The organism is Congregibacter sp. (assembly GCF_965662665.1).
In the GTDB taxonomy this organism is placed as follows: domain Bacteria; phylum Pseudomonadota; class Gammaproteobacteria; order Pseudomonadales; family Halieaceae; genus Congregibacter.
Window position 1 is genome coordinate 16,990 of sequence record NZ_CBFIIF010000038.1, and the last position, 6,843, is coordinate 23,832.

At 54.5% G+C, this 6,843-nt stretch carries 5 protein-coding genes; 2 read left to right on the top strand and 3 right to left on the bottom strand.

Features of this window, described 5'->3' with window-relative positions:
* A partial coding sequence (locus ACTG39_RS12660) for an LVIVD repeat-containing protein (RefSeq protein WP_439107930.1) occupies positions 1 to 1,851 on the top strand: 1,851 nt, incomplete at its 5' end.
* An 89-nt stretch (positions 1,852 to 1,940) separates the two neighbouring features.
* Here the strand turns inward: ACTG39_RS12660 and ACTG39_RS12665 are convergent.
* The 3 genes from ACTG39_RS12665 to ACTG39_RS12675 are packed head-to-tail and all read right to left on the bottom strand — an operon-like array spanning position 1,941 to position 4,281.
* Positions 1,941 to 2,756, bottom strand: a complete 816-nt coding sequence (locus ACTG39_RS12665; RefSeq protein WP_439107931.1) for an alpha/beta fold hydrolase — start codon at positions 2,754 to 2,756, stop codon at positions 1,941 to 1,943.
* Positions 2,753 to 3,688, bottom strand: coding sequence for a cupin-like domain-containing protein (locus tag ACTG39_RS12670; RefSeq protein WP_439107932.1), 936 nt, complete (start codon positions 3,686 to 3,688; stop codon positions 2,753 to 2,755). Before ACTG39_RS12670 ends, ACTG39_RS12665 begins: the two co-directional genes overlap by 4 nt.
* Before the next feature lie 5 nt (positions 3,689 to 3,693).
* Entirely contained in the window at positions 3,694 to 4,281 is a 588-nt protein-coding gene (locus tag ACTG39_RS12675; protein WP_439107933.1) for a chalcone isomerase family protein, read from the bottom strand.
* Between the two features lie 317 nt (positions 4,282 to 4,598).
* Between ACTG39_RS12675 and ACTG39_RS12680 the strand changes: the two genes are divergently transcribed.
* Positions 4,599 to 6,752 carry an acylase gene (locus ACTG39_RS12680; protein WP_439107934.1) on the top strand — a complete coding sequence of 718 codons (2,154 nt, stop codon included), beginning with the start codon at positions 4,599 to 4,601 and terminating at the stop codon, positions 6,750 to 6,752.
* Positions 6,753 to 6,843: the final 91 nt, after the last annotated feature.

Consider the following 6,843-nt stretch of genomic DNA (forward strand, 5'->3'; position numbering starts at 1 on the left):
CGTATGAATGGCATGCTCGTGAGCTTGTCTGAAGATCCCAGGTCAGGACTGAAGGCCGGCGTGTTCGATGCGGAACAAGCTATTTCTAACATGGAGCTCATTGCCAGCTTACGTAAACCTGATGGTTTCTTCGATCCCGCCAATCCTGCCGAGCGCGGTGCTCAGGCGCTGGATGAAGAAGACACCCAAGGGGACGAACGAGACGAAGGGGACGCGGAGTCCGAGAGCGAAGAGCGCTCGACCACCATTGAAGAGGACGCAAAAAATTCTCGTCGCCCCATGCTGAGCTTTGCAAATACCGATATGGCGTTTCGCGATGATGTGTTGGTGGCCGGCAACTATCACGGCTTTAACGTGTATCAGTTACAGGACGACGGCGCGCCCGATCTCATGGCTTCGATTGTATGCCCGGGCGGTCAGGGCGACGTCTCTATCGTAGGCGACCTGCTGTTTATGTCTGCGCAAGAAAATCGTGGTCGCCTGGATTGCGGTCTCGAGGGCGTAACCGAAGATGTGAGTGCCGAGCGCTTCCGAGGACTGCGCATCTTCGATATCTCCGAGCTTACGCGGCCGCGTCAGGTAGGAGCCGTACAAACATGCCGGGGCTCGCACACCCATTCCGTGGTATCGGGTCCTGACAAGGACGGCATCATCACCGTTTACAACTCGGGGACTTCCTCTGTTCGCGAGGAAGAAGAGCTCGAAGGCTGTATTGGAGAAGTCGCGGGCGATGAGCGCACAGCACTGTTTCGTATCGACGTTATCGAAGTGCCCGTAGACAACCCCGCGGCCGCGAAAATTGTCGATAGCCCGCGGGTTTTCGCGGACCCTCAAAGCGGTGTTGCGGCGGGCCTCTGGCGTGGCGGTGATCACGGAGAAGGCACGCAGGACACTTCGCCCACGGATCAGTGTCATGACATTACCGTGTTCCCCGAAGCTAACATTGCCGCCGGCGCCTGTTCGGGCAACGGCATCATCTTTGATATCAGTGATCCAGCTAAACCCACGCGCATTGATGTCGTCTCTGACAAAGGCTTTGCTTACTGGCACTCCGCCACGTTTAACAACGATGGCACTAAGGTTTTATTTACCGACGAGTGGGGTGGAGGCTCCCGGGCCCGCTGTCGCGCATGGGACCCACTTACCTGGGGTGCTGACGCGATCTATGACATCGTAGACGGTAAGCTGGAATTTGGTGGTTACTTCAAAATGCCTGCTCCGCAGCTGGAGTCGGAGAACTGCGTAGCGCACAACGGCTCCATTATTCCTGTTCCCGGTCGCGATATCTTTGTCCAGGCCTGGTATCAGGGTGGTATCTCATTGATCGACTTTAGCGACTCCAAGAATCCAGTGGAGATAGGCTACTTTGACCGCGGCCCCTACTTCGAAGACGAAATCATCACCGGCGGATTCTGGTCCGTGTACTGGTACGAAGGTTTCATCTACGGCACAGAGATTGTGCGAGGACTGGATGTATTTGACCTGGTCGCCAGTGATCACCTGAGCGAGAACGAGATAGCAGCAGCCAAGCTCGCTGACCAGGGTGCACTGTTTAATCCTCAGCAGCAGTTTCGTGTGAGCTGGCCGGCGGAGCCCACCGTAGCCCTCGCCTATCTTGACCAGCTGGATCGAGACAACGGTCTCAGCAGTGACATGCAACAGGCGCTTCGGGACGCTCTGAGTCGTGCGCAAACAGCAATGAGCTCTGAAAAACGGGATCGCTCCCTGGCTCGAGAGCTGAACAAGATGGCAAAAAACCTGGGCTCATCTGACATCCCCGCGGACCACGCCCGGAGGGTCGATGACCTTTCCCAGACACTACAAGGTATCGCTAAGCGTTTGCGTGGATAAGATAGGGTAGATAGTTGGCCCGTAGCTACATGGCGAAACGCAGCGCATCTGCTGCGTTTCGCCCCTAAGAGTTTTCTACGGAAACAGACTCAGGCTGTATCGAGTAAAAAGCCTTCGTAGTCATCGAGAATTTCCTCACGTTCAAAGTGCAAGAAATGACCGGCACCCTCGATAAGCAAGCACTCACAGTGAGCAATGATTTCCTGGGCTTCCCACATATCGTCAAGATCGATGATTCGATCTTCCGATCCATTCACGATCAAAGTCCGGGCACTAATCTTCGTAAGATCAACAGCATCCTTTAAATGACCTAGAGTGAGTATATTTAGGCAGTGCTCATAAAAGGCGTCGGCATTAGCATCACTAAGATTCTCAAACTGTGATGCGATTTGACGCTTGTAGGTCAGGCCGATTTCCTGACCAAACATTCCTACGATCAGTTCAGCACCCGCAGCAAAGTCGCGAGATTCATACAATTCCTTCGCACGATCAATAATACTTTCCATTTCGGCATTGGGCTGCATACCGAAACTGCTCAGCACGAGTTTCTGCACAGCCTCGGGATACTCCGAGGCATAACCCGCGGCAATAGCCGTGCCCCAACTGCTTCCGGCTAACGTCAACTCTCCCTCAGGATTTGCATGTTGCACCAGCGCGTGGACAACCTGAACTTGTTCCTGGACCGTAACGTGCGCACTGCCATTGAGTATTTGCGAGCGCCCCACTCCGGGCATATCAAAGATGATGACACTGAAGTGCGGTGAAAAACGCTTTGCCACTGCCCGCCAAACGGCCATAGTCTGGAGGATGCCGCTGACGCAAATGAGTACGTTGGGATGATCCCCGTAGCGACGATAGGGTATGGCAAAGCGGTCGTACTCGATAATGCCTTTTTCAGTTTTCATGGATCACATTCCGCCAGCACCGGGCGACCAATAGCGTTTTTATTAACTTGAGAGTTGGCAAGCTGAGCTGCACGGCGTGTCTTCCAGGCAAACCACCGCTGTGGTGCACAGTAGTTGGCCAAACGGTCGACAATAGTGTCCAGCAGCAAATTGTTTACCCCCTTGACCCGATCCAGCCATAGGGGAGACGGCGCGCGTAAAGACACACCCACGCCAGCGTCCAGATAGTAAAATTCGTGCCACCAGCCACTGGGCATATACAGCGTCTGTCCGGGCTCAAGAATGACTTCATACCCGTCTGCATAGGCCAAAGCGGGGAACTGTCCATAATCAGGCTGGGACAAATTGACATAGCTACGCACGGTAAAAGGATGCTGATAAATCGCCCGGGAACTTTGGGGCGAAAACAATCGAATTCTGCGTCGTCCCTGAATCGCCGTATGCAGTACATCGCCCATATCGATGTCGTAGTGCAAGGGTGTGGTACTCCCCTGGCAGCCAAAAAAACTGAAAACGAAACGACGGGAAAACTTTAGGCCCACATCCGGGAAGTGGATGTCGTCGAGCAGGCTGGGGATTTTCTGCGACAGGTTGTACAAAAACATGCGCAAATCCTGACCCTGGGATTGCGTCTTCTCAAGGAATTCAGCGAGGGTCATAGTGCCTTTGCTCGACATGTAAGCATCGCCAGGGTTCGCAAAGCTTAGATCATAAACGGGGACTTCGTGATGACCATATTGGGATGACAAGTCTTCAGGCGTCCAGCGTTTCAGCGCGGGCCAGTCAGCGGCAAGGTCCATTATCACCATTGGCCTGCGGTTTCGGATAGCGTCGCGAAGAGCGACGCCATCTCCATGTGCGATGGCTGGAATTGCTTTCCAGCTTAATGGCGCTGTTTCTTCGCGCGCAAGAAGTGAGCCCGCTGGCTGCATAGAACTTAGTGTCCCGATGCCATAACAGGCGCTGATGCTGCTTGTGCAAGTAAGCCCTCGCGCTCGCACGCCGGATCATCACCAAACCAGATGGACCAAATCAGTTTTGCAAAGGCGAGATCCTTCGTTTCAAACGATGGCTCGCCATTGAACTCAACCATCAGCTTGCCCTCGGGCAGCCAATAGAACACCAGCTGGTCTCCTGCATTTGCATCACGGTCGATGGCCGCCATGAATGCGTCTACGCTAGCGCCGGCATCTTCGAGCCAGTTCTCCTGGGCATTTTTTCTAAGACTCTTGGCCAGCTCTTCGCGAATGCGATCCCGGCCTAGCTTGCGCTCAAATCTAATCAGGATGGCCTTGGGTCTCTGATCCGTTATCACAGTCTCGAAAGACAAGGCGGCGCCATCTGCCCGTGCCGCGTAGTGAGCTATCTCATAGATCTTTAAAAACAGAAACACGCGTTCTGCCCGACCGGTATACCTTAAGTTGTAGTTTGTGCCATCGCTACGGGTTGAGAGCGTTGCGGGCGGCTCCGCAGAGCTTGCACCAGCCACCCGCAGCGGGTTGAATAACGCGGCAACAAGGCACAAGAACAGCCCGCCCCGTATGAGACAACTTCGATCTGTAAACAAATAAGTAATGCTGTCGATACTCGTAATTTTTCTACGGACAGGCTAACAGATATTCAGTCTATCTAGTGACGAAAAAGGATATTTTGTACACCTCGCCAGGCTTAACGCAGGCAACGGTATAGAGAGTTCAGCGATACCGCAGTAAGGACATTCGGCGTCACCAGGAAACCCTGGGCTACTGCTGGCTGAAGAGAGCTGCGTCTCGGGAGCTGTAAAAGAGCAAGCATCCCTCACAAAGGTTAGGATGCGCTCTCACACCAATCTGGAAGATAAACATGAGAACGTCTCGCGCACTGGCTGTCACGCTCACACTGCTTGCGCTTGCCGCTATTGCGAATATTGTCGCCACCCGCCCGGCTAAGGTCGACCTAGGCCCACTCCTCGCCCTTGGCGAGCAATACGATGTCAGAATCATCCGCGATGAGTATGGTGTTCCACATATCTATGGAGTAAGCGACGCGGACACCGCGTTTGGCTTAGCTTACGCGCAGGCAGAGGATGACTTTGCAACGCTCCAGGACGTAGTGCTGGCCACCCGGGGACAGCTTGCCGCAGTACGCGGGCCAGACGCCGCTAAAACTGACTACCTGATTCAACTCATGGGCGTTTGGGAAGCGGTGGATGCTGGCTATCAGAGCAAGCTCAGCCAAAAAGCCCGCGATGTTGCCGAGGCCTACGCCAATGGAATCAATCTCTACGCAGCGCAAAACCCGGATCAGGTCGAGAATTTTGTTTTACCTATTCGAGGCCAGGACCTCATAGCGGGATTTACCTTTAAGCTCCCGCTGTTTTACGGCTTTGATCAGACACTGACCGCACTGTTTGACGGCAGCGACCGCGAGCTCGCTTTACAAGGGGATGACGCGCTGACTTTTACCTCCGAGGTCCGCGCGGAATTGGGCAGTCAGGGGGTCGCCATCGCCCCTCACAAGTCCAGCGACGGAAAAACCAGGCTACTAATCAACTCTCATCAACCCCTTACGGGGCCTGTTGCCTGGTATGAGGCACGACTTCACTCCGAGGAAGGCTGGGACATCGCTGGCGCAACGTTTCCCGGTTCTCCCATCATTCTGCACGGTCACAATCGCTATCTGGGATGGTCCAGTACCGTCAACAAGCCGGACCTTGTGGACGTTTATCAGCTCACCATGAATCCCGAGAACGACGAGGAGTACCTGCTGGACGGTGAATGGGTGCCGTTGGAAGTGCGCTCGGCGGAGATTCTTGTTCGTGTGTTTGGGCCATTCTACTGGACTTTCAAAGAGCCATTGTATTTATCGCACCACGGTCCGGTGTTAAAACTTGATCACGGGACTTTCGCGATCCGCTGGTCCGGCATGGGTGAAGTACGAACCCTTGATCAGTATTTGGCGCTAAACAAAGCTACCAATATGCAAGAGTTCGAGGCCGGCCTCGCCATGGGTAGCCAGCCTTCCATCAATCAGGTTTATGCTGACCGCGACGGCAACATCGCTCATTACTACAATGCGATGTTTCCAAAACGCATAGAGGGCTGGAACTGGCAAAAGGATTTGCCCGGCGATGACTCTCAACTCATTTGGGAGGGTTATCTGCCTTTTAGCGCGAACCCTGCCACCCGAAATCCTCCCAGCGGCTTCGTATTTAATGCCAACAATAGCCCCTACCTGTCCAGCGTCGGGCCAGGCCAGCCGCAAGCCGCAGATTTCTCCCCAACGATGGGCATCGAAACCGGCGTAACAAACCGCGCCCTGCGTCTGAAGCGGCTTCTGGATGCCAAGGAATTACTAAGCCGAGATGATTTTTACCGTATCAAATACGATGTTTTCTACGACGAAGAACTCGACGCAATAAAAAGGCTGAGGGAGTTTCTGGCGAAGGGCAAAGAGACAATCCCCGACGAGCTCCACGCCGCATTCGACCTCCTCGCGTCCTGGAATTTGGGTACCCAAAGTGATAACCGGGCGGCGGCCCTGGCGGTGCTCACGATGACCCCTCTCATCGACAGCCGACAGCGACGGGATGGCGTAGATATCGCGCAGGAGCTCGCTCGAGCGCAGGCGCATTTACAAACGCACTTCGACCGTATAGATCCCGCCTATGGTGACGTTGTAAAACACGTTAGAGGCACCGCCAGCTGGCCTCTGGACGGCGGACCAGACATCCTTAGAGCGGTATACACCGAGGCCGATCAAGATAACGGCGAGCTACACAATGTCGCCGGCGACAGCTACATCATGTTCGTTGAGTGGGATGCAGAGGGCGAAGTGAGCTCACGGGCTATTCATAACTATGGCAGCGCTACACTCGATGAGTCATCACCCCACTACGCCGATCAGGCGCCACTGTTTGTGGAGCATCGCGACAAGCCCGTCAGACTGGACCTCGAGGAACTCCTCCCCCACGCGAGCCGAGACTATCGTCCGGGTATAGGCTCGTCCAACGATTGATGCCCAGGGTGAACAGAAATGGACCCCATAAATTGGACAGCTCGATAAGTGCATTCCCAAGTTATGCCGCAAACCTGACGGCAGATTCGTA

Bases quoted from the DNA above. Each gene is read 5' to 3' on its own strand.
- ACTG39_RS12665 (WP_439107931.1), bottom strand. From the start codon at position 2,756: ATGAAAACTGAAAAAGGCATTATCGAGTACGACCGCTTTGCCATACCC.
- ACTG39_RS12670 (WP_439107932.1), bottom strand. From the start codon at position 3,688: ATGCAGCCAGCGGGCTCACTTCTTGCGCGCGAAGAAACAGCGCCATTA.
- ACTG39_RS12680 (WP_439107934.1), top strand. From the start codon at position 4,599: ATGAGAACGTCTCGCGCACTGGCTGTCACGCTCACACTGCTTGCGCTT.